At 73.0% G+C, this 22,348-nt stretch carries 23 protein-coding genes; 11 read left to right on the forward strand and 12 right to left on the reverse strand.

Features of this window, described 5'->3' with window-relative positions:
- On the forward strand, positions 1–218 hold a 218-nt coding region (locus ACFYT9_RS34195), incomplete at its 5' end, for a vitamin B12 dependent-methionine synthase activation domain-containing protein (protein ID WP_389169901.1).
- A 77-nt stretch (positions 219–295) separates the two neighbouring features.
- Here the strand turns inward: ACFYT9_RS34195 and ACFYT9_RS34200 are convergent.
- From ACFYT9_RS34200 to ACFYT9_RS34220, 5 genes are all read right to left on the reverse strand, one after another.
- Entirely contained in the window at positions 296–2,572 is a 2,277-nt protein-coding gene (locus tag ACFYT9_RS34200; RefSeq protein ID WP_389169903.1) for an ATP-binding cassette domain-containing protein, read from the reverse strand.
- A 124-nt stretch (positions 2,573–2,696) separates the two neighbouring features.
- Positions 2,697–3,821: an epoxide hydrolase family protein gene (locus tag ACFYT9_RS34205; RefSeq protein ID WP_389169906.1), complete on the reverse strand. Its 1,125-nt coding sequence runs from the start codon at positions 3,819–3,821 to the stop codon at positions 2,697–2,699.
- 101 nt (positions 3,822–3,922) lie between these two features.
- Positions 3,923–5,188, reverse strand: a complete 1,266-nt coding sequence (locus ACFYT9_RS34210; RefSeq protein WP_389169909.1) for an acyltransferase family protein — start codon at positions 5,186–5,188, stop codon at positions 3,923–3,925.
- 217 nt (positions 5,189–5,405) lie between these two features.
- Complete coding sequence (locus ACFYT9_RS34215; protein WP_389169912.1) at positions 5,406–6,530, reverse strand: hydrolase; 1,125 nt, start codon at positions 6,528–6,530, stop codon at positions 5,406–5,408.
- A gap of 197 nt (positions 6,531–6,727) precedes the next feature.
- The gene (locus ACFYT9_RS34220) at positions 6,728–7,207 is read right to left on the reverse strand and encodes an SRPBCC family protein (protein WP_389169915.1); all 480 of its coding nucleotides are present in this window, start codon (positions 7,205–7,207) and stop codon (positions 6,728–6,730) included.
- Positions 7,208–7,424: 217 nt separating this feature from the next.
- Here ACFYT9_RS34220 and ACFYT9_RS34225 point away from each other — a divergent pair, with 217 nt between their 5' ends.
- The 4 genes from ACFYT9_RS34225 to ACFYT9_RS34240 are packed head-to-tail and all read left to right on the forward strand — an operon-like array spanning position 7,425 to position 10,087.
- Positions 7,425–8,228 carry an SDR family NAD(P)-dependent oxidoreductase gene (locus ACFYT9_RS34225; RefSeq protein WP_387276699.1) on the forward strand — a complete coding sequence of 268 codons (804 nt, stop codon included), beginning with the start codon at positions 7,425–7,427 and terminating at the stop codon, positions 8,226–8,228.
- Positions 8,229–8,278: 50 nt separating this feature from the next.
- The gene (locus ACFYT9_RS34230; protein WP_389169918.1) at positions 8,279–8,953 is read left to right on the forward strand and encodes a flavin reductase family protein; all 675 of its coding nucleotides are present in this window, start codon (positions 8,279–8,281) and stop codon (positions 8,951–8,953) included.
- Positions 8,950–9,915 carry an MBL fold metallo-hydrolase gene (locus ACFYT9_RS34235; protein WP_389169921.1) on the forward strand — a complete coding sequence of 322 codons (966 nt, stop codon included), beginning with the start codon at positions 8,950–8,952 and terminating at the stop codon, positions 9,913–9,915. The genes ACFYT9_RS34230 and ACFYT9_RS34235 overlap by 4 nt, the downstream gene beginning before the upstream one ends.
- Positions 9,916–9,952: 37 nt before the next feature.
- Positions 9,953–10,087 (forward strand): hypothetical protein, encoded by a 135-nt coding sequence (locus ACFYT9_RS34240; RefSeq protein ID WP_387276693.1) that lies wholly within the window; start codon positions 9,953–9,955, stop codon positions 10,085–10,087.
- 59 nt (positions 10,088–10,146) lie between these two features.
- Here ACFYT9_RS34240 and ACFYT9_RS34245 read toward each other — a convergent pair whose 3' ends face one another.
- Positions 10,147–10,620, reverse strand: coding sequence for a nuclear transport factor 2 family protein (locus tag ACFYT9_RS34245; protein WP_387276691.1), 474 nt, complete (start codon positions 10,618–10,620; stop codon positions 10,147–10,149).
- Positions 10,621–10,792: 172 nt separating this feature from the next.
- On the reverse strand, positions 10,793–11,881 hold the full coding sequence (gene ychF / locus ACFYT9_RS34250) for a redox-regulated ATPase YchF (protein WP_387276689.1): 1,089 nt from the start codon (positions 11,879–11,881) through the stop codon (positions 10,793–10,795).
- A gap of 179 nt (positions 11,882–12,060) precedes the next feature.
- Between ychF and ACFYT9_RS34255 the strand changes: the two genes are divergently transcribed.
- A complete protein-coding gene (locus tag ACFYT9_RS34255; protein WP_376595132.1) occupies positions 12,061–12,702 on the forward strand; it encodes a DUF6542 domain-containing protein in 642 nt (213 codons plus the stop codon).
- A gap of 193 nt (positions 12,703–12,895) precedes the next feature.
- Here ACFYT9_RS34255 and ppgK read toward each other — a convergent pair whose 3' ends face one another.
- Positions 12,896–13,639: a polyphosphate--glucose phosphotransferase gene (ppgK, locus tag ACFYT9_RS34260; RefSeq protein ID WP_389169926.1), complete on the reverse strand. Its 744-nt coding sequence runs from the start codon at positions 13,637–13,639 to the stop codon at positions 12,896–12,898.
- Between the two features lie 29 nt (positions 13,640–13,668).
- Positions 13,669–14,706 (reverse strand): 4-hydroxy-3-methylbut-2-enyl diphosphate reductase, encoded by a 1,038-nt coding sequence (locus tag ACFYT9_RS34265; protein WP_376595134.1) that lies wholly within the window; start codon positions 14,704–14,706, stop codon positions 13,669–13,671.
- A 54-nt stretch (positions 14,707–14,760) separates the two neighbouring features.
- Here ACFYT9_RS34265 and ACFYT9_RS34270 point away from each other — a divergent pair, with 54 nt between their 5' ends.
- The 4 genes from ACFYT9_RS34270 to ACFYT9_RS34285 all read left to right on the forward strand — a co-directional run bounded on the left by ACFYT9_RS34270 (position 14,761) and on the right by ACFYT9_RS34285 (position 18,738).
- The gene (locus ACFYT9_RS34270) at positions 14,761–16,134 is read left to right on the forward strand and encodes an APC family permease (protein WP_376595135.1); all 1,374 of its coding nucleotides are present in this window, start codon (positions 14,761–14,763) and stop codon (positions 16,132–16,134) included.
- A gap of 202 nt (positions 16,135–16,336) precedes the next feature.
- Positions 16,337–17,542 carry an exodeoxyribonuclease VII large subunit gene (gene xseA / locus ACFYT9_RS34275; RefSeq protein ID WP_376595136.1) on the forward strand — a complete coding sequence of 402 codons (1,206 nt, stop codon included), beginning with the start codon at positions 16,337–16,339 and terminating at the stop codon, positions 17,540–17,542.
- A 207-nt stretch (positions 17,543–17,749) separates the two neighbouring features.
- A complete protein-coding gene (locus ACFYT9_RS34280; RefSeq protein ID WP_319012375.1) occupies positions 17,750–17,983 on the forward strand; it encodes an exodeoxyribonuclease VII small subunit in 234 nt (77 codons plus the stop codon).
- Between the two features lie 164 nt (positions 17,984–18,147).
- Entirely contained in the window at positions 18,148–18,738 is a 591-nt protein-coding gene (locus tag ACFYT9_RS34285) for a malonic semialdehyde reductase (protein WP_376595137.1), read from the forward strand.
- A gap of 69 nt (positions 18,739–18,807) precedes the next feature.
- On the opposite strand, the gene ACFYT9_RS34290 is transcribed toward ACFYT9_RS34285, so the two are convergent.
- Entirely contained in the window at positions 18,808–19,332 is a 525-nt protein-coding gene (locus ACFYT9_RS34290) for a DUF4245 domain-containing protein (protein WP_376597431.1), read from the reverse strand.
- Between the two features lie 127 nt (positions 19,333–19,459).
- Here ACFYT9_RS34290 and glpX point away from each other — a divergent pair, with 127 nt between their 5' ends.
- On the forward strand, positions 19,460–20,491 hold the full coding sequence (gene glpX / locus ACFYT9_RS34295; protein WP_387276679.1) for a class II fructose-bisphosphatase: 1,032 nt from the start codon (positions 19,460–19,462) through the stop codon (positions 20,489–20,491).
- Positions 20,492–20,577: 86 nt separating this feature from the next.
- Here glpX and ACFYT9_RS34300 read toward each other — a convergent pair whose 3' ends face one another.
- Positions 20,578–20,949 (reverse strand): WhiB family transcriptional regulator, encoded by a 372-nt coding sequence (locus ACFYT9_RS34300; RefSeq protein WP_360314322.1) that lies wholly within the window; start codon positions 20,947–20,949, stop codon positions 20,578–20,580.
- 152 nt (positions 20,950–21,101) lie between these two features.
- Positions 21,102–21,935: a DUF1707 domain-containing protein gene (locus ACFYT9_RS34305; protein WP_387276675.1), complete on the reverse strand. Its 834-nt coding sequence runs from the start codon at positions 21,933–21,935 to the stop codon at positions 21,102–21,104.
- Between the last annotated feature and the right edge of the window lie 413 nt (positions 21,936–22,348).

Genomic DNA, 22,348 nt, shown 5'->3' on the forward strand with positions numbered 1-22,348 from the left:
GCATCGACGGCATGCTCCGCACCGAGTACCAGGGCTGCCGCTACTCCCTCGGCTACCCCGCCTGCCCCGACCTGGAGGACCGCGCCAAGATCGCCCACCTCCTCCGGCCGGAGCGGATCGGCGTCGAGCTGTCGGAGGAGTACCAGCTCCACCCCGAGCAGTCCACCGACGCCCTCGTCCTCCACCACCCGGAGGCGAACTACTTCAACGCCCGCTGAGCGGGCGCTCTCCGCCCGTGGCAGCGGTGAGGGGCCGGCGCCCGTGCGCCGGCCCCTCACCGTGTTCCGGGTCCGCGCTAGGCGCCGGCGACGCCCAGGTAGCACCGCAGGTGCTCACCGGTCAGCGATCCCGTCGAGGACAGGAGCTCCCGCGGCGTCCCGGTGAAGACGATCTCGCCGCCGCCCTTGCCGCCCTCGGGCCCCAGGTCGATGATCCAGTCGGCCTCCTTGACCACGTCGAGGTTGTGCTCGATGACCACGACGGTGCTGCCCTGGTCGACCAGGGTGTCGAGGAGCCGCACCAGGGTGGCCACGTCCGACATGTGCAGGCCCGTGGTCGGCTCGTCCAGCACGTAGACGCTGCCCGGCCGGTTGAGCTGGACCGCCAGCTTGATGCGCTGGCGCTCGCCGCCGGACAGCGTGCTCAGCGCCCGCCCGATGGTGAGGTAGCCGAGGCCGACCTCCACGAGGGCGCGGATCCGGTCCCGCAGGGGCTTCTCCTCGAAGAAGGCGACCGCTTCCTCCGCGGACATCTCCAGGACGTCCGCGATGGACCTGCCGCGCACGGTGTGCGCGAGGACCTCGTCCTTGAAGCGCCGGCCGTCGCAGGTCTCGCAGTGCACGGTCACCGGGTCCATGTACGCGATCTCGGTGATGACCGCGCCCCTCCCCTGGCAGTCCTCGCACGCGCCGGCGGAGTTCGCGCTGAACAGGCCGGGGGCGGCGTTGTTCGTCTTGGCGAACAGTTTCCTCAGCGGGTCCATCACACCGAGGTACGTGGCGGGCGTGGAGCGGGAGGAGGCGGCGATCGGCGACTGGTCGACGTAGATCGACTCGGGGTGGGCGGTCATGAACGCCTCGGAGACGAGGCTGCTCTTTCCCGAGCCCGCGACGCCCGTGACGACGGTGAGGACACCGGTCGGGATGTGGACCGACACGTTCTTGAGGTTGTGGACGGAGGCGCCCTCGATCGCCAGCTTGCCCCGCGGCTCACGGAACCGGGTGCGCGGCTCGGCGGCGGCGCGCAGCCCCTGCCCGGTGAGCGTGTCGGCGGCGCGCAGCTCGTCGTAGGAGCCCTGGAAGACGATCTCGCCGCCGTGGACGCCGGCGCGCGGACCGACGTCGACGACGTGGTCGGCCATCGCGATCACGTCGGGGTCGTGCTCGACGACGAGGACCGTGTTGCCCTGGTCGCGCAGGGAGCGCAGCAGGTCACCGAGCCGGCCGACGTCCCGGGGGTGCAGGCCGGTGCTGGGCTCGTCGAAGACGTACGTCATGCCGGTGAGGGTGCTGCCGAGGTGGCGGACCAGCTTGAGGCGCTGCCCCTCGCCGCCGGAGAGCGTGTTGGTGGCCCGGTCCAGGCTGAGGTAGCCGAGGCCGATGTCCGCGACGCGTTCCAGGGCGGTGCGGGCCGCGGCGGCGATCGGTCCGGCCACCGGGTCGTCGATGCGGCCGATCACGCCGATGAGGTCGCCGATCTCCATCCGGCACCAGTCGGCGATCGAGAGCCCGTCGATGCGGGTGGCGAGCGCCTCGGGGCCGAGGCGGGCGCCGTCGCAGGCCGGGCACCGCTGCTCGGTGATGAAGGCCGCGATGGCCTCGCGGTTCTTCTCGCTCATCGTGCTGACGTCACGCTTGAGGTTGAGGCGGGTGACGCGGTCCACGAGGCCCTCGTAATTCACGTCGAGGGAGCTGTTCTTCGTCGTGAGGCGCACCTTCGGCCCGCCGCTGCCGTGCAGGAGGGTGTGCCACTCCTCGGGCGTGTAGTCGGCGAGCACCTTCGCCGGGTCGAGCCGCCCCGAGGTCGCGTACAGCTGCCACTCGGGGCTGCCCACCCGGTACCAGGGCACCAGGATGGCGCCCTCGTCGAGGGACCTCGTCCGGTCCACGACCCGGTCGGGGTCGATGCGCTGGACGTTCCCCAGCCCCTCGCACTCCGGGCACATGCCCTTGGGGTCGTTGAAGGAGTACAGGGAGACGAGGCCCCTGGACGGGGTGCCGTGGCGCGCGAACAGCGCCCGGATCATCGAGTAGATGTCCGTCATCGTGCCCACCGTGGAGCGGCTGTTGCCGCCCACCGGCTTCTGGTCGACGATGACGGGGGCGGAGAGGTTCTCGATGGCGTCGGCGTGCGGCCTCTCGTACTTCGGCAGCTGGTTGCGGACGAACCAGCTGTAGGTGGAGTTCAGTTGCCGTTGCGCCTCCACGGCGACGGTGTCGAAGACGAGGGAGGACTTGCCAGAGCCGGAGACGCCGGTGAACACCGTGAGGGTGTTCTTCGGGATCTCCAGGGAGACGTCCTTGAGGTTGTGCTCGCGCGCGCCGACGATCTTGATGGTGTGTGATTCGCCCATAGCGGCACGCTAGGGCGGACCGCTGGACTCCCGCTCGACCGCGCGGGCCGGCCCTGCGGCGGGGGCGCGGGTCCCGACCCTGCGGACGCGGGTCGAAGCCGCCCTGCGAACGCACGTCCCGGCCCTACGGGCGCAGGTCGCGGAAGAAGTCCCGGAGGTCGGTGACGAGCCGCTCGGGATCCTCCAGGGCGGGGAAGTGGCCCCCGGTGTCGTACTCCTTCCAGCTGCGGAGGTCGGTGAAGCGCCCCTCGATCCAGGGGCGCGGCATCCGCCCGTCCTTGGGGTAGTTGGCCACGGCGGCCGGTACGGGGACCTCGCCGAGCGCCATCCTGTTCTGGCTCTCCCAGTAGATCCGGGCGGACGAGGCGGCGGTGCCGGCGAACCAGGCGACGCTGACCGCGTCGAGGAGCCGGTCCCGGGGGATCGCCTTCTCCAGGTCGCCGTCGTGGTCGCTCCACGCCCAGTACTTCTCGGCCATCCAGGCGAGTTGGCCGGCCGGTGAGTCGGTCAGGCCGTAGCCGAGGGTCTGGGGGCGGGTGGTCTGGATGACCGAGTAGCCGCCCTCCTGCTCCTTGAAGGCCTTCATCCGCGCCAGTCCGGCGAGGTCGCGCTCGTCGAGTTCGACCTGCTCCTGGGGCGGGCGGGCGAAGGGCATGGCGACATGGATGCCGAGCAGCGCGCCTCGGTCCTGCTCGCCCATGATCGTGGTGATGAACGACCCCCAGTCGACGCCGTGCGCGGCGTAGCGGCCGTATCCCAGGCGCTCCATGAGGGTGTGCCAGGCGGTGGCGGTCCGCTCGGCGGTCCAGCCGTGGGAGGCGGGCCGGTCGCTGAAGCCGAAGCCGGGCAGTGAGGGGCAGACGACGTGGAAGGCGTCCGCCGGGTCGTCCGGCTCGGTGAGGGGCCGGATCACGTCGAGGAACTCGACGACGGAGCCGGGCCAGCCGTGGGTGAGGAGCAGCGGTACGGCCTGCGGGTGCGGGGACCGGGCGTGGAGGAAGTGGATGCCGAGGCCGTCGATCTCCGTGCGGTACTGGGGGATCCGGTTGAGCCGGGCCTCGGTGGCCCGCCAGTCGTAGGCGTCCTTCCAGGACGCGCACAGTTCCTGGGCGTAGGCCAGGGGCATTCCCTGGGACCAGTCGTCGACGGTCTCGCGGTCCGGCCAGCGGGTGCGGGCGAGGCGGGAGTCGAGGTCGTCGAGCTGCGCGTCCGTCACTGCGACGCGGAAGGGGGTGATCGGAGGCGTCATGAGTGCTCCTCGGTGAGTGGTCGCCCGCCGCGCCGCGGGGGCGGTGGGTCCCCGCGGCGCGGCGGTGTGCGCGGCGCTTCGCCCGTCGGCCGGGCCGCCGGTCACTGCAGCAGGGTGGGTTCCTTGCGCGGCGCGGGCTCGGACGCCCCGACGGCGGTGGCGGGAGCGGCGGAGGTGCCGGTGGTCGAGGCCGTACCGGTGGTGGCGGTGCCGGGAGGGGCGGTCGCGGCCGGGCTCGGGGAGGGGCGGCTCCAGCGCCGCATCGCCGGCCGCTCGACGAAGGTGTACAGGAGCCAGGCGAGGACGAGGCTGATCCCGATGGTCAGGGCGATGTCGCCCAGCGCCTCGGCGAAGCTCCAGGTCTCCATCCCGTGCGTCGGGTCGACGGCGCGGACCGGCCCGTAGTACAGGACGAGGTAGTGGACGATGTACAGGGCGAAGGAGATCTCGCCGAGCCACACCATCGTCCGGCCTCCGAAGCCGGTGCGCTCACCGCGTACGTCCGCGGTGGCCGCGGCGGCGATCACCAGCGCGAGCGGCAGCGCGCTCAGCGACATCCAGGCGAACACGTCGGGGAGCTGGGTCGTCACGCCGTAGGCGGCGACGGCGAGGAGCGCGGCCCAGGGCAGCTTCAGTCCGATCCACCGGCCGCGCAGCACGATCTGCGCCATCAGGATGCCGATGACGAACTCCAGCATGCGTGTCACGGGGAAGTGGTAGACGAACCAGTACTCCCACCAGGACATGTCGCCGCCCCACCACATGACGGGCTGGTCGGGCAGGACCTGGGCGACGAAGGGCACCGCCAGGACGGCGAGGGTGAAGCCGCCCGTCCACAGCCAGAGGCGGCTGTCGCGGATGCGCCGGACCAGGGGCAGCAGCAGCGGGAAGCACAGGTAGAACAGCAGCTCGCAGGTGAGCGACCAGCTGGGCGAGTTGATGCCGTGCCCCTGGATGACGTCCTGCATCGGGAAGAAGCTCTGGAGCAGGAAGACCGACGGCAGGGTGTTCTCGACCGTGACGGCGAGACCGGTCACCGTCATGAGGATCACGGTGGCGGCGAGGGTGACGAGGTGGTTGGGGAAGATCTTCACCAGGCGCCGCCGCCAGAACAGCCGACGGGTGTCGTCCTCCCGGGCCACCCAGGTGAGGATGAACCCGCTGAGCACGAAGAAGAACGTGAGCCCCAGCGAGCCGATCACGAACAGGTAGTCCGAGTAGTCGTCGGCGGGGTCGGCGCCCATGAAGAACAGATAGCCGGTGTGGGAGACGAGCACGACGAAGGCCGCGACGAAACGCAGCCCCGTGAGCGAGGGCAAGGTCGAGCGGACGCCGCCCGGGGCGTCGTGTGGGGCTGCTGCTGGCACGGTGCGCTCCTTGGTTCCGGAATGGGGTGACGTGGGGCGTGTCTCCCGGTCGTGGGGGCCGGGCAGGCGGGGCGGGGATCCGGCCCCGCCCCCGGGGACGGGGGCGGAGCGGGGCGTCCGCGGGGCGGGGGTACGACGTACGGGGCGTACGACGGGGGCGTACGGGGCGTGCCGTACGGCGCGGGGCGTACGGCGGGGGACCGGGCCGGACGTCGGGTCAGTTCGTCGCGTCCCGCGGGCCGAGGACCGCCGCCGCGTAGCTGCGCGCCGCGGAGGTCTCGAACTGCAGGGCCTTGTGGCTGCTCGCGGTCACGACGTCGCGCCAGAACCGCTGGAGGGGGTGGCCCGCCGAGAGCGCGCCCGTGCCGGAGGTGCGGATCAGCGTCCAGACCGCCTCCGCGGCGAGCTCCGCGGCCGCGGCCGCGTTGCGCTCGGAGCGGGCGAGGGTCGCCGGCGTGAAGTCCCGGGTGTCGAGGGTGCGGGCGTTCTCCTGGACCAGAAGGCGGGCGGCGTCGATCCGCGCGGCGGCGCGGGTGAGGACGGCCTCCCGGTCAGGGGTGCGCCGGTCGCCGGTCAGGACGGTGCCCGCCGCGCGCAGCGCGCCCAGGGCGGCTCCCACCGCGGGCGCCACGAAGGTGAGCCCCGCGACGGCGGCGAACGGCACCCGGTGGACGTCGGCGTCCGAGGACGTGTTGCGGCCGGTGAGCAGTTCGGTCCTGTCGAAGCCGAGGTGCTCGGGCACGAAGACGTCCTCGACCACCACCGTGTGGCTTCCGGTGGCCGTCATGCCGATGGCGTCCCAGGTCGGGAGCGTGCGGTAGGAGCCGCGGGGCAGGGCGAGGAAGAGGAGGCGCGGCGGGCCGTCCGGGGCGGGGGCCGCCGCGCAGACGAGGGTCCAGTCGGCGGAGTCGACCGTGCTCACGTAGTTCCAGCGTCCGGCGACGCGCCAGCCGCCCTCCGCGGGCACGGCGCGTCCGGACGGGATCAGCCCGGCGGCGATCAGCATGTCGGGGCCGTCGGCCCAGACGGTCCGCTGTCCCTCGGCGGGCAGGTGGGCGGCCAGCCGGGCCGAGTGGGCGGCGAGGGAGGCGGTCCACGCGGTGGCCGGGCACTCCTCCGCGACGGAGACGACGGCCTCGACCAGCTCGCCGAACGAGCCTTCCGCCCCGCCGAGCGCGGAGGCGACGAAGTGGCGGGCGAAGCCGGCCTCCCGCACCGCCTCGACCACCTCGGGACGCAGGGCGCGGTCGCGGTCGGCGTCCTGGGCGTGCGGGGCGGCGAGGACGCGTACCTTCTCCGCGCCCGTGCCCAGTCCGGTTTCCTGATGTGTGTCGGCAGGCATCCTGGTGCTCTCCTCCTCCGAGGCGTGCTCGGTGACGGGACGTGCGGTGCGATGGGGGCGCGAGGCCCGGGGCGTCACCCGGCGCGGGGCCCGGTGCTCGGCGCGAGGACCGGCGCCCGGCGCGAGGACCGGCGCCCGGCGCGAGGACCGGCGCCCGGCGCAGGAACCGGCGCCCCGGGAGCCCGGCGCGAGAGTGCCTAGCGCGAGGCCCGGACGGCGCGCTCGAAGCGTTCGAGCGTCTCGCCCGGCGAGGGTCCGTCCAGGGCGGCGAAGATGCGGTCGGCGCCCTCGCCGTGCTGGTGCAGCTTCACGTGGGCGAGGGTGACCTTCGTACCGCCGCCCTCGGCGGGCTCGAAGTCGACCTCGATCTCGCTGGCCCCGTCGTCGGTCGGCAGGGACTGCCAACTGGCGTCGATACGCCAGGTCATGACGATCCGTCGGCCGGGCACCCACTCGAGGACGCGGCCCCAGTCGATCTCCTCGCCGTCCACGTCCCACTCGTAGTAGCGGCCGCCGGCCCCCGGCTCGAAGGCCAGGCCGGCCCGCTCCTTCTTCAGCAGGACGTGGCTCGGCGGCCACCAGTCGGCGGGGCGCTCGGTGAAGACCTTGAACGCCTCCTCCGGGGTGGCGGCGACGGTCACCCACTTGCGTACGTCCGCAATCGTCTGCTCGGGCACGTGCCCTCCTTGGTCACCTCGCGCGTCGGTGGCGCGATCCGGCCGGTCGAGGGACGACGTTCGGGCCGGGCGCTAGGCCGGGTGTCGAGCCGCGCTTGAGGGACGCCCGACTCCCCGCCGCCCGGCTCCGGGCCGGATCGAGCCGCGCCCTAGCCCGCACGGCGACGGTCCTGGCCACTCGTCATGAACCGACCGTCCGACGATCAGGGGAGAGACCATGAGCAACGCGGAACCGGCCACCGGACAGACCCGTCGGGTCGCGTTCGTCACCGGGGCGACCAGCGGGATCGGGCTCGCCGTCACGGAGCTGCTGGCCCGGCGGGGCTTCGCCGTCTTCGGGGTGGCGCGCGGCGCGGAGAGCGTCACCACCCTGGTCAAGCGGCTGCGCGAGGAGGGCCTGGAGGTCTCCGGCGCCGTCTGCGACGTGACCTCGGTGGAGCAGATCAGGACCGCGGTGGCGTCGGCGGTCGCGGCGTACGGACGCATCGACGTCCTGGTGAACAACGCCGGCCGCGGCGGGGGCGGGGTGACCGCCGAGATCGACGACGCCCTGTGGGACGACGTCATCGAGACGAACCTCAACGCGACCTTCCGGGTCACCCGCGAGGTGCTGAGCACCGGCCTGATGAGCGAGGGCGACTGGGGCCGGATCGTCAACATCGCCTCCACCGGCGGCAAGCAGGGCGTGGAGCTGGCCGCCCCGTACTCGGCCTCCAAGGCCGGCGTCATCGGCTTCACCAAGGCCGTCGGCAAGGAGCTGGCGCAGCGCGGGATCACGGTCAACGCCGTCTGCCCGGGCTATGTGGAGACGCCGATGGCGCAGCGGGTGCGGCAGGGGTACGCGGCGCACTACGGCGTGAGCGAGCAGGACATCCAGGAGAAGTTCAACTCCAAGATTCCGCTGGGCCGTTACGCGACGGCCGACGAGGTCGCGAGCCTGGTGGGCCACCTCGTCTCCGACCAGGCCGGGTCGATCACCGCCCAGGCCCTCAACGTCTGCGGCGGCCTCGGCGCCTACTGAGCCACCACGTGGCGCGGCCAGGCGCCGCGCGCAGAGACGGAGCGCGACCCATGACAACCACGACAGCACCCTCCGGCACGACGCCGGCCGGCCCGACGGCGTCGGGCGACCCACAGGACGGCACAAAGGGCGGCACGACGGACGGCGGGGCGGGCGGCACGACAGGCGACACGACGGCCGGCGGGGCGGCGCCGGTTCGGCCGGATCCCTCGCCCGCCCCCGACGCCGCGGACTTCCGTGCCGCGATGGGCCGGTTCCCCACCGGCGTCACCCTGCTCACCCAGGGCTACGGCGACCGCACCTCGGTGATCACGCTCAACAGCCTGGTCTCCGTCTCGCTCGACCCGCTCCTGCTGCTCGTCTCGGTCAAGTCCGCCGGCCGGATCCGCCCGCGGGTCGGTGCCGCCGGGAGCTTCGCGGTGAACGTCCTGGGCCGTGGACAGCGGGACCTGGCCGTGGAGTTCTGCCGCCCCGACCGGAGCGAGGGACAGGCCGCCGTACGGCGCATGGCGGCCGTCCCGGGCGTCACCGGCAACGCGGTGATGCCGTCGGCCGAGGCGTACGTGGAGTGCGTCCTGGAGCACGAGCACCGGGCGGGGGACCACACCCTGCTCATCGGCCGGGCGGTCGCGGTCGTCATCCGCGACCGCTCCCCCGACCCCCTTCTCTTCCACCGGGGCGGGTTCACCGGCCTGCCCACCACCGAGCAGAGGAGTGCGGCATGAACGAGACGGCGACGGACCTGCCCGAACAGACGCGGCCGGACACCGGGCCACGCCCGGACGGGGAGCCGCCCGCGCTCCGGCGACTGGCGGACGGGGTGTACGCCTACGTGCAGCCGGACGGCGGCTGGTGCCTCAACAACGCGGGGCTCGTCGTCGGCTCGGACCGCACCGTCCTGGTCGACACCGCCGCGACGGAGGCGCGCACGCGCCGGCTGCGGACGGAGACCGAGCGCGTCGCGCCGGCCGGTCCCGACTACGTGGTCAACACCCACTTCCACGGCGACCACACCTTCGGCAACGGGCAGTTCGCGCCGCGCGCCGTGGTCGTCGCCCACGAGGGGACCCGGGCCGACTCGGCGGAGGCGGGGCTCGGCCTGCGCGGCCTGTGGCCGGACGTCGACTGGGGCAGCACGCCCCTGGTGCTGCCCGACCTGACCTTCGACGGGTCGCTGACGCTGCGGCTGGGCGGTCTGCGGGTCGAACTGCTGCACGTCGGCCCGGCACACACGGCGAACGACGTGGTGGCGTGGATCCCCGAGCGTTCCGTCCTGTTCACCGGGGACGTGGTGTGGTCGCGGGTGACACCGTTCGTCCTGTTCGGCTCGGTCAGCGGCTCGCTGGAGGCCCTGGACCGACTGCGCGCGCTGGGGGCCCGTACGGTCGTCCCGGGCCACGGTCCCGTCGGCGGACCGGAGTTGTTCGACTTCACCGAGGCGTACCTGCGCTTCCTGCGGCGGACCGCCGAGGAGGGCGTACGCGACGGGCTGACCCCGCTGGAGGCCGCCCACCGGACGGAGCTGGGCGTCTTCGCCGGACTCGTCGACGCCGAGCGCCTGGTCGGCAACCTGCACCGGGCGTACGCGGAGGTCGAGGGCCTGCCCCCGGCGGCGAGGATCGACGTCGCCAGGTCGTTCGGGGAGATGGTCGCCTTCAACGGCGGGCTGCCCGCCTGCCACGCCTGAGGAGACGGACGGAACGGCCGAGAAGGAGGAACCCACCATGGTGACGGTCGGTGAACGCGAACGGTCCGACCCCAAGGAACACGACACCGCCGCGGGCGTGCCGGTCCTGCTGCTGGCAGGGGAACCCGACGACGACGGAAGCGAGCCGCACATCTGCCGGGGCATCGACTGACCGGCGTGACCGGACGGAAGGGCCCTCCGAGCGGACTCGGAGGGCCCTTCCGTCCGTCCTCAGGACGCGCTCTCGACCGGAGTGTCCCGGTGGATCACCCGCGACCTGGTCAGCAGCCGGCCGCCCCGCCGCACGAGCACGTCCTCGACCGTGAACGTGGGCTGGAAGGAGACCTTCCCCTCGCGATCGGTCAGGGTGACCAGCGTGTAGTAGGAGACGCGGAGCGTGTCGGGGTCGTCCGCGTCGGCCTCGATCAGCGGGTGCCCGAACCAGTGGCGGACGGCGATGTCCCGGTAGCGCGGCAGACTGGCCCGCATGCCGGCGATCATCTCCTCCCGCCCGCGCTGGCACTGCCCGCCGGCGTGCACCACCTCGCCGTCCTCGGTGAAGGTGTCCGCGAACCCCTCGATGTCCAGGCTGTCCACCCGCCGCATCTGCCACGCGTAGTACGTCTGGACCTCGGCGTAGAGGTCTCCACCGACCTGGCTGTACGTCTCCTGGGCCGCCTGGGCCGTCTGGACCGACTGGGACACAGTGACTCCCTCCCGTGACGCACTGCCGCCACGGCGACGGCAGCACCGTCGCCACCCTCTCCCCGCCCGCTCCATCCTCACTGGAGAACCGCTCCACCGCGCACACACGGAGAGGGCCCGCCTGCGCAGGCGGGCCCTCTCCGGCCGTCGAGGCACGCCACCGGCGCTCCGGTCAGACGTTGAAGCGGAACTCCACCACGTCGCCGTCCTGCATGACGTACTCCTTGCCCTCCATGCGGGCCTTGCCCTTGGCGCGGGCGTCGGCGACGGAGCCGGTCTCGACGAGGTCGGCGAAGGAGATGACCTCGGCCTTGATGAAGCCCTTCTGGAAGTCGGTGTGGATGACACCGGCCGCCTCGGGGGCCGTGGCGCCCTTCTTGATCGTCCAGGCGCGGGACTCCTTCGGGCCCGCCGTCAGGTAGGTCTGGAGGCCGAGGGTGTCGAAGCCGACGCGGGCGAGGGTGGCGAGGCCGGGCTCCTCGGCGCCGACGGACTGGAGGAGCTCCATGGCGTCCTCCTCGTCGAGCTCGGCGAGGTCCTGCTCCAGCTTGGCGTTGAGGAAGATCGCCTCGGCCGGGGCGACGAGCGCGCTCTGCTCGGCCTTGAAGGCGTCGTCGGTCAGCTCGTCCTCGTCCACGTTGAAGACGTAGAGGAAGGGCTTGGTGGTCAGGAGGTGGAGGTCGTGGAGGAGCTCCGCCTTCTCCGAGCCCTGGACGATGCCCTGCGAGAAGAGGGTGTCGCCCTTCTCCAGGATCGCCTGCGCGGCCTCGACGGCGGCGACCTTGGGCGCCGTGTCCTTCTTGATCCGCATCTCCTTCTGGAGCCGCGGGAGGACCTTCTCGATGGTCTGGAGGTCGGCGAGGATCAGCTCGGTGTTGATCGTCTCGATGTCGTCCTTCGGCGAGACCTTGCCGTCGACGTGCACGACGTTCTCGTCCTTGAAGGCGCGGATGACCTGGCAGATCGCGTCGGACTCGCGGATGTTCGCCAGGAACTTGTTGCCCAGGCCCTCGCCCTCGCTCGCGCCGCGCACGATGCCCGCGATGTCGACGAAGTCGACGGTGGCCGGAAGGATGCGCTGGGAGGCGAAGATCTCGGCGAGCTTGGTCAGCCGGGCGTCGGGCACGCCGACGACGCCGACGTTGGGCTCGATCGTGGCGAACGGGTAGTTGGCCGCCAGCACGTCGTTCTTGGTCAGGGCGTTGAACAGGGTCGACTTGCCGACATTCGGCAGGCCGACGATTCCGATCGTGAGCGACACGGTGGCGACTTCCCTAGATACGGATGATGGGTCGATCCCCCAGTTTACGGGGGGTGCGGCGCGGCCCTCACCGGCCGTCGGCGGAAGAGTTCGGCCGACTTCGGTCGAAGTGCGGCCCGAGGTCACCCAAAGGGCGTGTCCCGGGCACGTCCCGTCGCCTCCCGAAATACGTTGGTGAGGTGGAGCAGCACAGGACAAGTCAGCCGCAAGGCCGCCGACGGCCGCAAACCCCTCACACCCCGCCCGGCGCGCTCGTGGAGGTGGAGGTGGAGGGGGGCGCGGCCGGCGCGGCCACCGTCTACCGGGTCGGCGCCCCGGCGGCCGGGCGTCGGCCCGCACCGGTCGTGCAGGCCCTGCGGCGGCTGCCCGCGCCCCGGCTCACCGGGCTGGGCGCGGGGCTGTTCGCGTCGGCGGCGATGCTCGTCGTCGGCTTCCTCGACCGGCTGGTCCTGGACGGGTCGCCGCTGGCGTTCGGGCTGCTGTTCCTGCCGGTCAGCGCGCTGACCGCGCTCTGGGTCCGGACCGCCGACCTGGTGACCGCGCCGATCGCCGTGCCGATCGCCTTCGCCGTCGGCGTCGTGCCGATCGCGGGCGGCACCGGCGGCTTCGGCGGGCAGGCGATGGCCGTGGTCACCGCCCTCGCCGTGCACGCCGGCTGGCTGTACGGGGGGACGCTGATCGCCGGCGTCATCGCGAGCGTGCGCAAGGCCCGCGACATGACCCGCCGGCGCCGCCGCCCGACGGCTCCCCCGCCCGGCGCCGCCCCGCGCGCCCGCCCGGTACGCCGCGAGCCCCCTCCGCGCGGCCGCGCCCCCCGTTAGGCAGCCCCCCGGGTAGGCAGCACCGACCCAGCCCGGGAGCCGTACCGCTTCCCTGGGGCCGTACCGCTTCCCTGGGGGCCGCCTCCGGAGCCGTACCCCTCCCCCAGGACCCAGGAGCTTCCGCCGGAGCCGTACCCCTCCCACGGGAGCCTCCGCCGGCGGAGGCTCCCGTACCCCCTCAGCCGTACAGGCCCTAGTCGCCGGCCGCGGTCATCGCCGCGCCGACGATGCCCGCGTCGTTCCTCAGCTCCGCGGGGACGATCTCGGCGCGGATGCCTTCGAGGTACGGGAGGAACTTGTCGGCCTTGCGGCTGACTCCGCCGCCGAGGATGAAGAGCTCGGGCGAGAAGAGCATCTCGACATGGGCCAGGTACTTGCGGAGGCGCTTGGAGGCCCAGTGCTCCCAGGTCAGCTCCTCGTCCTCGCGGGCCTTGGAGGAGGCGCGCTTCTCCGCGTCGTGGCCCTTGAGCTCCAGGTGGCCCAGCTCGGTGTTGGGGACCAGCCGGCCGCCGGTGAAGACGGCGGAGCCGATGCCGGTGCCGAGGGTCAGCAGGATCACCGTGCCGGTGCGGCCCCGGCCCGCGCCGAAGGTCATCTCGGCGACGCCGGCCGCGTCGGCGTCGTTGAGCACCGTGACCGGCAGCCCTCCGACGGCCTCGCCGATGAGCGCGCCGGCGTCGGTGCCGACCCAGGACGGGTCGACGTTGGCGGCGGTACGGATCGTGCTGCCGGTGACGACGCCGGGGAAGGTCACGCCGATCGGGCCGCTCCAGCCGAAGTGCGCCACGACCTCCGCGACGCACCCCGCGACATCGCTCGGTGTCGCGGGGTGCGGGGTGAGGACCTTGTACCGCTCCTCGGCGAGGGCGCCGCGCGCGAGGTCCACGGGGGCGCCCTTGATGCCCGAGCCGCCGATGTCCACTCCGAAGACGTTCATGGAATCAAGCTAACCGGGCGGGCCGGGTCCTACTCCTTGACGAGCTCGGCCGCCTCGGCGCGCAGGTCGCGGCGGAGCTCCTTCGGGAGCGAGAAGGTGAGCGTCTCGTCGGCGGTCTTGACAAGCTCCACGTCGGCGTAGCCGCGCTGCGCCAGCCACTCCAGGACCTCCTGGACCAGCACGTCGGGGACGGAGGCGCCGGAGGAGAGGCCGACCGAGGTCACGCCCTCCAGCCACGCCTCGTCGATCTCGCTCGCGAAGTCGACCAGGTACGCGGCGGGGACGCCCGCCTGCTTGGCGACCTCGACCATGCGGATCGAGTTCGAGGAGTTCTTGGAGCCGACGACGATGACGAGCTCGGCCTGGCCGGCGAGCTCCTTGATCGCGATCTGGCGGTTCTGCGTGGCGTAGCAGATGTCGTCCGACGGCGGCGAGATCAGCTGCGGGAACTTGTCCTTGAGGGCGTCGACCGTCTCCATGGTCTCGTCGACCGAGAGCGTGGTCTGGGAGAGCCAGACGACCCGGGAGGGGTCGCGGACCTCGACGTTGGCGACGTCCTCGGGGCCGTCGACGAGCTGGATGTGGTCGGGGGCCTCGCCGGAGGTGCCGATGACCTCCTCGTGGCCCTCGTGGCCGATGAGGAGGATGTCGAAGTCCTCCTTGGCGTAGCGGATGGCCTCCTTGTGGACCTTGGTGACCAGCGGGCAGGTCGCGTCGATCGTCGCGAGCCGGCCCTGGCGGGCCTCCTCGTGGACGGTCGGGGCGACGCCGTGCGCGGAGAACATCACGATGTTGCCCGGCGGGACCTCGGTGGCCTGGTCGACGAAGATCGCGCCCTTCCGCTCCAGCGTCTGCACCACGTACTTGTTGTGCACGATCTCGTGGCGGACGTAGACGGGCGCCCCGTACTGCTCCAGGGCCTTCTCGACGGCGATCACCGCACGGTCCACGCCCGCGCAGTAGCCGCGGGGCGCGGCGAGCAGGACACGCTTCGGACGGTCGGTCGCGGTCGGGGCCGCGGGGGCGGACTCGGGCGTCGGCGCGGGCGTTGCAGTCATGCGTCCCATCGTAAGGCCGCGTCGGTCAGCGGTTGGAGCGCGGCCGTGGCCGAGACTGGCGCCATGGCTGAGAAAGCGCAGGTGGGCGGGGAACCGGCGGGGACGCCGGGCCACGAGGGGCTCCGCCGGAGTCTCGGATTCCGTGACCTTGTGGTCTATGGACTGCTGTTCATCGCCCCGATGGCTCCGGTCGGTGTCTTCGGCACGCTCGACGCGAAGTCCCACGGCGCGGTCGCACTGGTGTACGTCGTGGCGACGGTGGCCATGGCGTTCACGGCCTTCAGCTACGCGCAGATGGTCCGGGTCGCCCCGCTGGCCGGCTCGGTCTTCGCGTACGCCCGCAAGGGGCTCGGCGAGGGCCCCGGCTTCGTCGCCGGCTGGATGGCGATGCTCGACTACCTGCTCATCCCGGCCGTCGCCTACCTCTTCGCGGGGATCGCGATGGAGGCGCTGGTGCCGGAGGTGCACCGCTGGGTGTGGACGGGGATCGCGGTGGTGGTGACCACCCTGCTCAACCTGTGGGGGGTGCGGGCCGCGGCCCGGGTCGGCTTCGCGGTGCTGATGATGGAGATCGTGGTGCTGCTGGTCTTCGTGGTGTCGGCGGTGGTGGTGCTGGTACGGGACGGGGCGCAGCGGGACTGGTGGTCGCCGCTCACCGGCGACGGGGCCTTCTCGCTCGCGGCGGTGTTCGGCGCGGTGTCGGTGGCGGTCCTGTCGTACCTCGGCTTCGACGCGATCGCGACCTTCGCGGAGGAGGTCACCGGGGGCTCGGCGAAGGTGGCGCGGGCGCTCCTCTTCTGCCTGGTCCTGGCCGGTGTCCTCTTCGTCGCCCAGACGTGGCTGGTGGCGCTGCTCGAACCGGTCTCCTCCGCGGAGCTGGCGGCCGATCCGGGGCGGCAGGGCTCCGCCTTCTACGACGCGGTGGACGTCTCGGTCGGCGGGTGGCTGCACGATCTGGTGGCCGTGTCGAAGGCGATCGGCGCGGCCTTCGCGGCGCTGGCCGGGCAGGCGGCGGGCTCCCGGCTGCTCTTCGCGATGGGCCGCGAGGGACGGCTGCCGCACGTGCTGGCGCGGACCGACTCGGGCGTGCCCCGGGTGGCGCTCCTGGTGTCGGCGACGGTGACGATGATCGCGGCGGTGTGGGCGGCCCGCCGTGACGACGGCCTGGACCACCTGGTGTCGGTGGTGGACGTCGGCGCGCTGACGGCCTTCGTGCTGCTGCACGCGAGCGTGGTGGGCTGGTTCGCGGTCCGGCGGGCCGAGGGCGAGCCGGACTGGCTGCGGCACGTGGTGATGCCGGTGGTGGGCGCGGCGATCCTGGTCGCGGTGATCGTGGAGGCGTCGGTGGCGGCCCAGGTGGTGGGCGTGGTCTGGCTGGGCGTGGGCCTGGTGGTGCTGGCGGTCCAGGGGGCGGGCCGGGGGCCGGTCGGGGGGTGAGGGCCGCCCGCGCGGGCCGGCGCGGGCGCGGTGCCGACGATGGCGGGGGGTGGTGCGGGCGCGGCACGGGCGCGGTACGGGCGCGGTGCCGACGATGCCGGGGCGTGATCCGCCGCCCGCGCGGCACCGGAGTCGCCGCCCGGACCTGACTTCCCCGCCCGCGCACGCTGACGTTGTCGGAGGGCGCGGTTACGCTCGGTGCATGGGTCTGACTACGTCCGCCGAAGCGCCGCTGCCCGTCGGTGAGGTCTCCCGGATGATCGGGGGGTGGATCGACCGGCTGGGTGCGATCTGGGTCGAGGGGCAGATCACGCAGCTCTCGCGACGCCCCGGTGCCGGGGTCGTCTTCCTGACGCTGCGGGATCCCTCGTACGACATCTCCATCGGGGTGACCTGCTACCGGCAGGTCTTCGACGCGGTGGCCGACGTGGTGGCGGAGGGCGCCCGGGTCGTCGTGCACGCCAAGCCGGAGTGGTACGCGCCGCGCGGGCAGCTCTCGCTGCGGGCGGTGGAGATCAAGCCGGTCGGGATCGGCGAGCTGCTGGCCCGCCTGGAGCAGCTGAAGCGGGGGCTGGCGGCCGAGGGGCTGTTCGCGCTCGACCGGAAGCGGCCGCTGCCGTTCCTGCCGGGGCTGATCGGCCTGGTCTGCGGCCGGGCGTCGGCGGCCGAGCGGGACGTCCTGGAGAACGCCCGGCGCAGATGGCCCGCGGTCCGCTTCGAGGTGCGGAACGTCCCGGTACAGGGCGTGAAGGCGGTGCCGCAGGTGATCCAGGCGGTTCGTGAGCTCGACGCGCACGAGGAGGTGGACGTGATCGTGGTCGCCCGGGGCGGCGGCAGCGTCGAGGACCTGCTGCCCTTCTCGGACGAACAGCTGATCCGCGCGGTGGCCGCGTGCCGGACGCCGGTGGTGTCCGCGATCGGGCACGAGCCGGACTCGCCGCTGCTCGATCTGGTGGCGGACCTGCGGGCCTCCACACCGACCGACGCGGCCAAGAAGGTCGTGCCGGACGTGGGCGAGGAGCTGGAGCGGGTGCGCGGGCTGCGGGACCGGGCGCTGCGGACCGTCCGGGGTCTGCTCGACCGCGAGGAGCGGGGGCTCGCGCACGCGCTGGCCCGGCCGGTGATGGAGCACCCGCAGCGGATGGTGGAGGTCCGGGAGGACGAGCTGGACGCGCTGCTCGCGCGGAGCCGGCGGGTTCTCGGCCACCTGCTGGACCGGGCGGACTCGGAGCTGGCGCACACCCGCGCGCGCGTGCGGGCGCTCTCCCCGGCGGCGACGCTGGAGCGCGGGTACGCGGTGCTCCAGCGGGCGGACGGGGCGGTGGTCCGCGCGGCGGAGGAGGTCGCGGAGGGCGAGGAGCTACGGGCCCGGGTGGCGGACGGCGAGTTCACGGTGCGCCGCACGTAGGCGGGACGGGGCGGGACAGGGCGCCGCCGGCGGACGGGCGGGGCGCCGCGCGCTGGACGGGCGGGGCGCCGCCGGCGGACGGGCGGGGCGCCGCGCGCTGGACGGGCGGGGCGCCGCCGACGCTGTAGGCGGAGGCGGGGGCGCGGCGGTCGCGCCCGGCGCGGGATCACGAGAGTCGACATGAGTCGTCACGGAGACGGAGAAGACATGGCAAGCGGTACGGAGACGGCGGCGGCGCTCGGTTACGAGGAGGCCCGCGACGAGCTGATCGAGGTCGTCCGGCGGCTGGAGGCGGGCGGGACGACGCTGGAGGAGTCGCTGGCGCTCTGGGAGCGGGGCGAGGAGCTGGCGAAGGTCTGCCGGCACTGGCTGGAGGGCGCCCGGGCACGGCTCGACGCCTCGCTGGCGGCCGAGCGCGCGGAGGAGGAGTCCGGGGAGTGAGAGCACCGGGCGGAGACGGGGACCGGTCCGGTTAGACTGGCGGGAGTGAAGCGGATCACTATCCGGATCAGATAGTTGAACATTCACCAACCTTGGGCGTACTGTCGGGACATCGCCCGGGATTCCCCGCCGGGCGGCCCCGTGCAGTCCGGAAGGTACGCAGCATGTCCCTCGTTCTCGACCCCGCCGCCCAGGACCTCCTCTTCCGCGAGGCCCGCACCGCCAACACGTTCACCGACGAGCCGGTGACCGACGAGCAGGTCCAGGCGATCTACGACCTGGTGAAGTACGGCCCCACCGCCTTCAACCAGACCCCGCTGCGCATCACCCTGGTCCGCTCCCCCGAGGCCCGCGAGCGCCTCGTCAAGCACATGGCCGAGGGCAACCAGGCCAAGACCGCCGCCGCCCCCCTGGTCGCGATACTCTCCGCCGACAACGAGTTCCACGAGGAGCTCCCGGCCCTGCTCCCGCACTTCCCGCAGGCCAAGGACCTCTTCTTCGCCGAGCGCCCCGTCCGCGAGGGCTCCGCGCTGCTCAACGCCGCCCTCCAGGCCGCCTACTTCATCGTCGGCGTCCGCGCCGCCGGCCTCGCCGCCGGCCCGATGACCGGCCTCGACTTCGCCGGCCTCCAGAAGGAGTTCCTGGACGCCGACCACACCCCGCTGATGGTGATCAACATCGGCAAGCCCGGCGACGACGCCTGGTTCCCCCGCTCCCCGCGCCTGGCCTACGACGACGTCATCACGACCGTCTGAGCCCCACCCGCACACGGACGAGCCCCCCCGGCGCCCTGCGCCGGGGGGGCTCGTCCGTGCCCTGGGGGATCAGACCTGCTTCGACCGGAGCGCGCCCGCCATCTGCGCGAGCGTCTCGAACGACGCCGTACCGGTCACGACCGTGGTCGCCCCGCCGTCGGTCCGCACCAGCGCGTCGTACTTGGGACCCTCCCAGCGCTGCCAGACCTGACCGGCCACCGTCTGCGTCTTCCCGGTGTCCTTCGCCTGGTGGGTGACCTTCGGCACGTACTTCTTCGGCTCCGAGGTCGACTGGTTCACCGAGACGTACTGGGTGTCCGGCGAGAGGAAGCCGAGCTGCCAGGCATTGCCCTGCTCGCGCTTGTACGAGACGACCGTCGCCTTCCAGCCGTCGCCCAGGCCCTCGGGCGCCAGCACCGGATAGGGCGCCGCGCGCTGCGCCGTGATCAGCTCGACCCGGTAGTCCTTCGCCTTCACCGGATCGGCGTTCTCGTCGTGCGGGATGAAGAGATACATGACCCCCGCGGCGACCATGATCACCCCGAGGGACTGGAACATCCCGCGTACCGTCTGCCTGCCTCGCTTAGCTGCCACGCCCCATATGGTCGCATCACGGTCCCGCGCTCAAACGTGGGCCCCTCTGCTCAATTTGTCGACCTGGCGATAGAGTCGCAGCACCCTCCTTTTTTCCGGCCGTCGTCGTACAGAAAGGTGCGCTCCGATGACCGAGCACCACCTGCCCCCCGAGCTTGAGGTCTCTCCCGAGGCCCCCGACCGCAACCTCGCCCTCGAACTGGTCCGCGTGACCGAGGCCGCCGCCATGGCCGCTGGCCGCTGGGTCGGCCGCGGCGACAAGATCGGGGCGGACGGCGCCGCGGTCAACGCGATGCGGACCCTCATCTCGACCGTCTCGATGAACGGCGTCGTCGTCATCGGCGAGGGCGAGAAGGACGAGGCGCCGATGCTCTACAACGGCGAGCGGGTCGGCGACGGCACCGGCGCCGAGGTCGACATCGCCGTGGACCCGATCGACGGCACCACCCTGAACGCCAAGGGCATGCCGAACGCCATCGCGGTGCTCGCCGCCGCCGACCGCGGCTCCATGTTCGACCCGTCCGCGGTCTTCTACATGGACAAGCTGGTCACCGGCCCCGAGGCCGCCGACTTCGTCGACATCAACGCACCCGTCTCGGTCAACATCCGCCGGGTCGCCAAGGCCAAGGGCATGCAGGCCGAGGACGTCACCGTGGTCATCCTGGACCGCCCCCGCCACGAGGGCATCGTCAAGGAGATCCGCGAGACCGGCGCCCGCATCAAGTTCATCTCCGACGGCGACGTGGCCGGCTCGATCATGGCCGCCCGCGAGGGCACCGGCGTCGACCTGCTGATGGGCATCGGCGGCACTCCCGAGGGCATCATCTCGGCCTGCGCCATCAAGTGCCTGGGCGGTGTCATCCAGGGCAAGCTGTGGCCGAAGGACGACGCCGAGCGCCAGAAGGCCCTCGACGCCGGCCACGACCTGGACCGGGTCCTCACCACGACCGACCTCGTCCGCGGCGACAACGTCTTCTTCGTCGCCACCGGCATCACCGACGGCGAGCTGCTGCGCGGGGTGCGCTACCGCTCCGAGACGGCGACCACCCAGTCGCTGGTCATGCGCTCGAAGTCCGGCACCATCCGCCAGATCGACTCCACGCACCGGCTCTCGAAGCTGCGCGCGTACAGCGAGATCGACTTCGACCGGGCGAACTGACCCCGGCCCGACGACGGCAGCGAAGAGGGGCGCCCCCTGTGCGGTGGGGCGCCCCTCTTCGCGTACGGCGTTCCGAGTGCGGCCCGTCAGCCGGCCTGGGCGATCCGCTCCGCCGCGGCAGCCTTGCGCAGCTCCACCTCGCGGCGCCGCCGACGGGCCAGGACCACCCGGCGCTCGGCCGCGGTGAGCCCGCCCCACACGCCGTAGGGCTCCGGCTGCAGCAGCGCGTGCTCCCGGCAGTCGACCATCACGGGGCAGCGCGCGCAGACCCGCTTGGCCGCCTCCTCGCGGGCCAGCCGCGCGGCGGTCGGCTCCTTGGAGGGAGCGAAGAAGAGTCCGGCCTCGTCCCGGCGGCACACCGCCTCCGCGTGCCAGGGGCCGGCCTCGTCCTCCCGCGCGGGAGCACGCTGGGGCGGCACGGCGGCTACCGGGAGGGGCTGATGCGGCAGTTGCAGCACGGTCTACTCCTGACGACGGCTTCGCGAGCGAGCAGCGATGCACGAGCCCTACCCGCTGTGCGCGCGCCTATGCACTGCGTGCGGCTCCCATCCGGAGTCCGGAGCCCCGCCGACGCATTCCGGTCAACTCCTTGACCGAAACCCGTCGGAGCTCAGTGGCCCAGGTGCTTGCGGAGCTTGCTCTGGAGATCGACGACCCACTTGCCGCGCTTCGGTCTCGCCTCCACGTTCCCCAGCAGGGCGTAGCCGTTGACCACGACCAGCGGCGCCTGCGGGTCCACCCCTTCCAGGGTCGTGACCTCGAAGTTCCCGAGGATGCCGGTGCCGGAGCCGCGCAGGCTGATGTTCTCCGGGACGCGGATCTCGACGTTCCCGAAGATCGAGGTGGCGTTGATGGTGGTGAGCGGCTGGGCGAAGATCGCCTCGGTCAGGTCGATCTCGATGTTCCCGAAGATCGCGAAGGCGTTGGTGCGGCGGGCGACGCGCCAGCGCCCCTTGCGGGTGGTGCTGGAGAAGACCGCGAGCAGCTGGTCCGCGTTCCCCTCCGCGTCCTCCGGACCGTACGCCGCCGGGGCGGGCTCGGTGCGCGGCGCAGACGGACCCCGGTCCGCGGCCGGCAGGTCCCGCACGATCGGCTCCAGCTCGCCGACGGTCTTCGCCCGGTAGACCGCCTCGACCCGCTCCGCGTGCTCCTCGGCGTCCAGCCGACCCTCGGCCAGCGCCTCCGCCAGGATGTCCGCGATCCGGTCCCGGTCGGCGTCCGAGGCCCGGAGAGCACCCTGCGGATCGGCGTACGCAGGCGCGGCCGGGGCCGCGGGGGCGACGGGGGCGGCCGGCGGCGCGGGAGCGGTGGGGGGCGTGGGGAGTGTGGAGGCTGCGGGCGGCGCCGGCGCGGCCGGTGGGGCCGGCGCCTCGGGCGAGGCCGGTGCCTCGGCCGGGGCAGGGGCGGGGGGCTGCGCGGGGGCGGGCTGCTTTTCGAGGTCCACGTGTCCACCCTGACACACGCGATAGATCGCGACCAGGGCTTCGATCCCCCATCTCTCCCCTAAGGGACGCGGCCGGTCGTCGGCGGCGGGTCGCGGAACGGCGGGAACCCGCCGCTCCGCGACCCCCCAGCGGGCACCCGCGCCTCCGCGGGACGGAGCCGGGGGGGCGCGGGGGGCGCGGGGGGGGCGGGGCCCGGACAGATCCAGCGGGAGGGGATCCGGCGCAGCCGAGGGCACGGGTGAGGCCCGGGGGCACGGGTGAGGCCCGGGGGCACGGGTGAGGCCCGAGGACCTCGGGCGCAGCCCGATGCGTCGCGAGCCGGAGGGGTCGCGGGCGCAGCCGGAGGGTCGCGGGCAAGGCCGGCCACACGGGCGCAGCCGGAGGTCGCGGGCAAGGCCGGCCACAGGGGCGA

Origin of the sequence: Streptomyces sp. NPDC004435 (genome assembly GCF_042873895.1) — a bacterium.
In the GTDB taxonomy this organism is placed as follows: domain Bacteria; phylum Actinomycetota; class Actinomycetes; order Streptomycetales; family Streptomycetaceae; genus Streptomyces.

Coding starts and splice junctions, on each gene's coding strand:
- ACFYT9_RS34215 (WP_389169912.1), bottom strand. CDS start 6,530: ATGCCTGCCGACACACATCAGGAAACCGGACTGGGCACGGGCGCGGAG.
- ppgK (WP_389169926.1), bottom strand. CDS start 13,639: ATGAACGTCTTCGGAGTGGACATCGGCGGCTCGGGCATCAAGGGCGCC.
- ACFYT9_RS34270 (WP_376595135.1), top strand. CDS start 14,761: ATGGCTGAGAAAGCGCAGGTGGGCGGGGAACCGGCGGGGACGCCGGGC.
- glpX (WP_387276679.1), top strand. CDS start 19,460: ATGACCGAGCACCACCTGCCCCCCGAGCTTGAGGTCTCTCCCGAGGCC.
- xseA (WP_376595136.1), top strand. CDS start 16,337: ATGGGTCTGACTACGTCCGCCGAAGCGCCGCTGCCCGTCGGTGAGGTC.
- ACFYT9_RS34240 (WP_387276693.1), top strand. CDS start 9,953: ATGGTGACGGTCGGTGAACGCGAACGGTCCGACCCCAAGGAACACGAC.
- ACFYT9_RS34225 (WP_387276699.1), top strand. CDS start 7,425: ATGAGCAACGCGGAACCGGCCACCGGACAGACCCGTCGGGTCGCGTTC.
- ACFYT9_RS34280 (WP_319012375.1), top strand. CDS start 17,750: ATGGCAAGCGGTACGGAGACGGCGGCGGCGCTCGGTTACGAGGAGGCC.
- ACFYT9_RS34205 (WP_389169906.1), bottom strand. CDS start 3,821: ATGACGCCTCCGATCACCCCCTTCCGCGTCGCAGTGACGGACGCGCAG.
- ACFYT9_RS34265 (WP_376595134.1), bottom strand. CDS start 14,706: ATGGGACGCATGACTGCAACGCCCGCGCCGACGCCCGAGTCCGCCCCC.
- ACFYT9_RS34230 (WP_389169918.1), top strand. CDS start 8,279: ATGACAACCACGACAGCACCCTCCGGCACGACGCCGGCCGGCCCGACG.
- ACFYT9_RS34235 (WP_389169921.1), top strand. CDS start 8,950: ATGAACGAGACGGCGACGGACCTGCCCGAACAGACGCGGCCGGACACC.
- ACFYT9_RS34200 (WP_389169903.1), bottom strand. CDS start 2,572: ATGGGCGAATCACACACCATCAAGATCGTCGGCGCGCGCGAGCACAAC.
- ACFYT9_RS34285 (WP_376595137.1), top strand. CDS start 18,148: ATGTCCCTCGTTCTCGACCCCGCCGCCCAGGACCTCCTCTTCCGCGAG.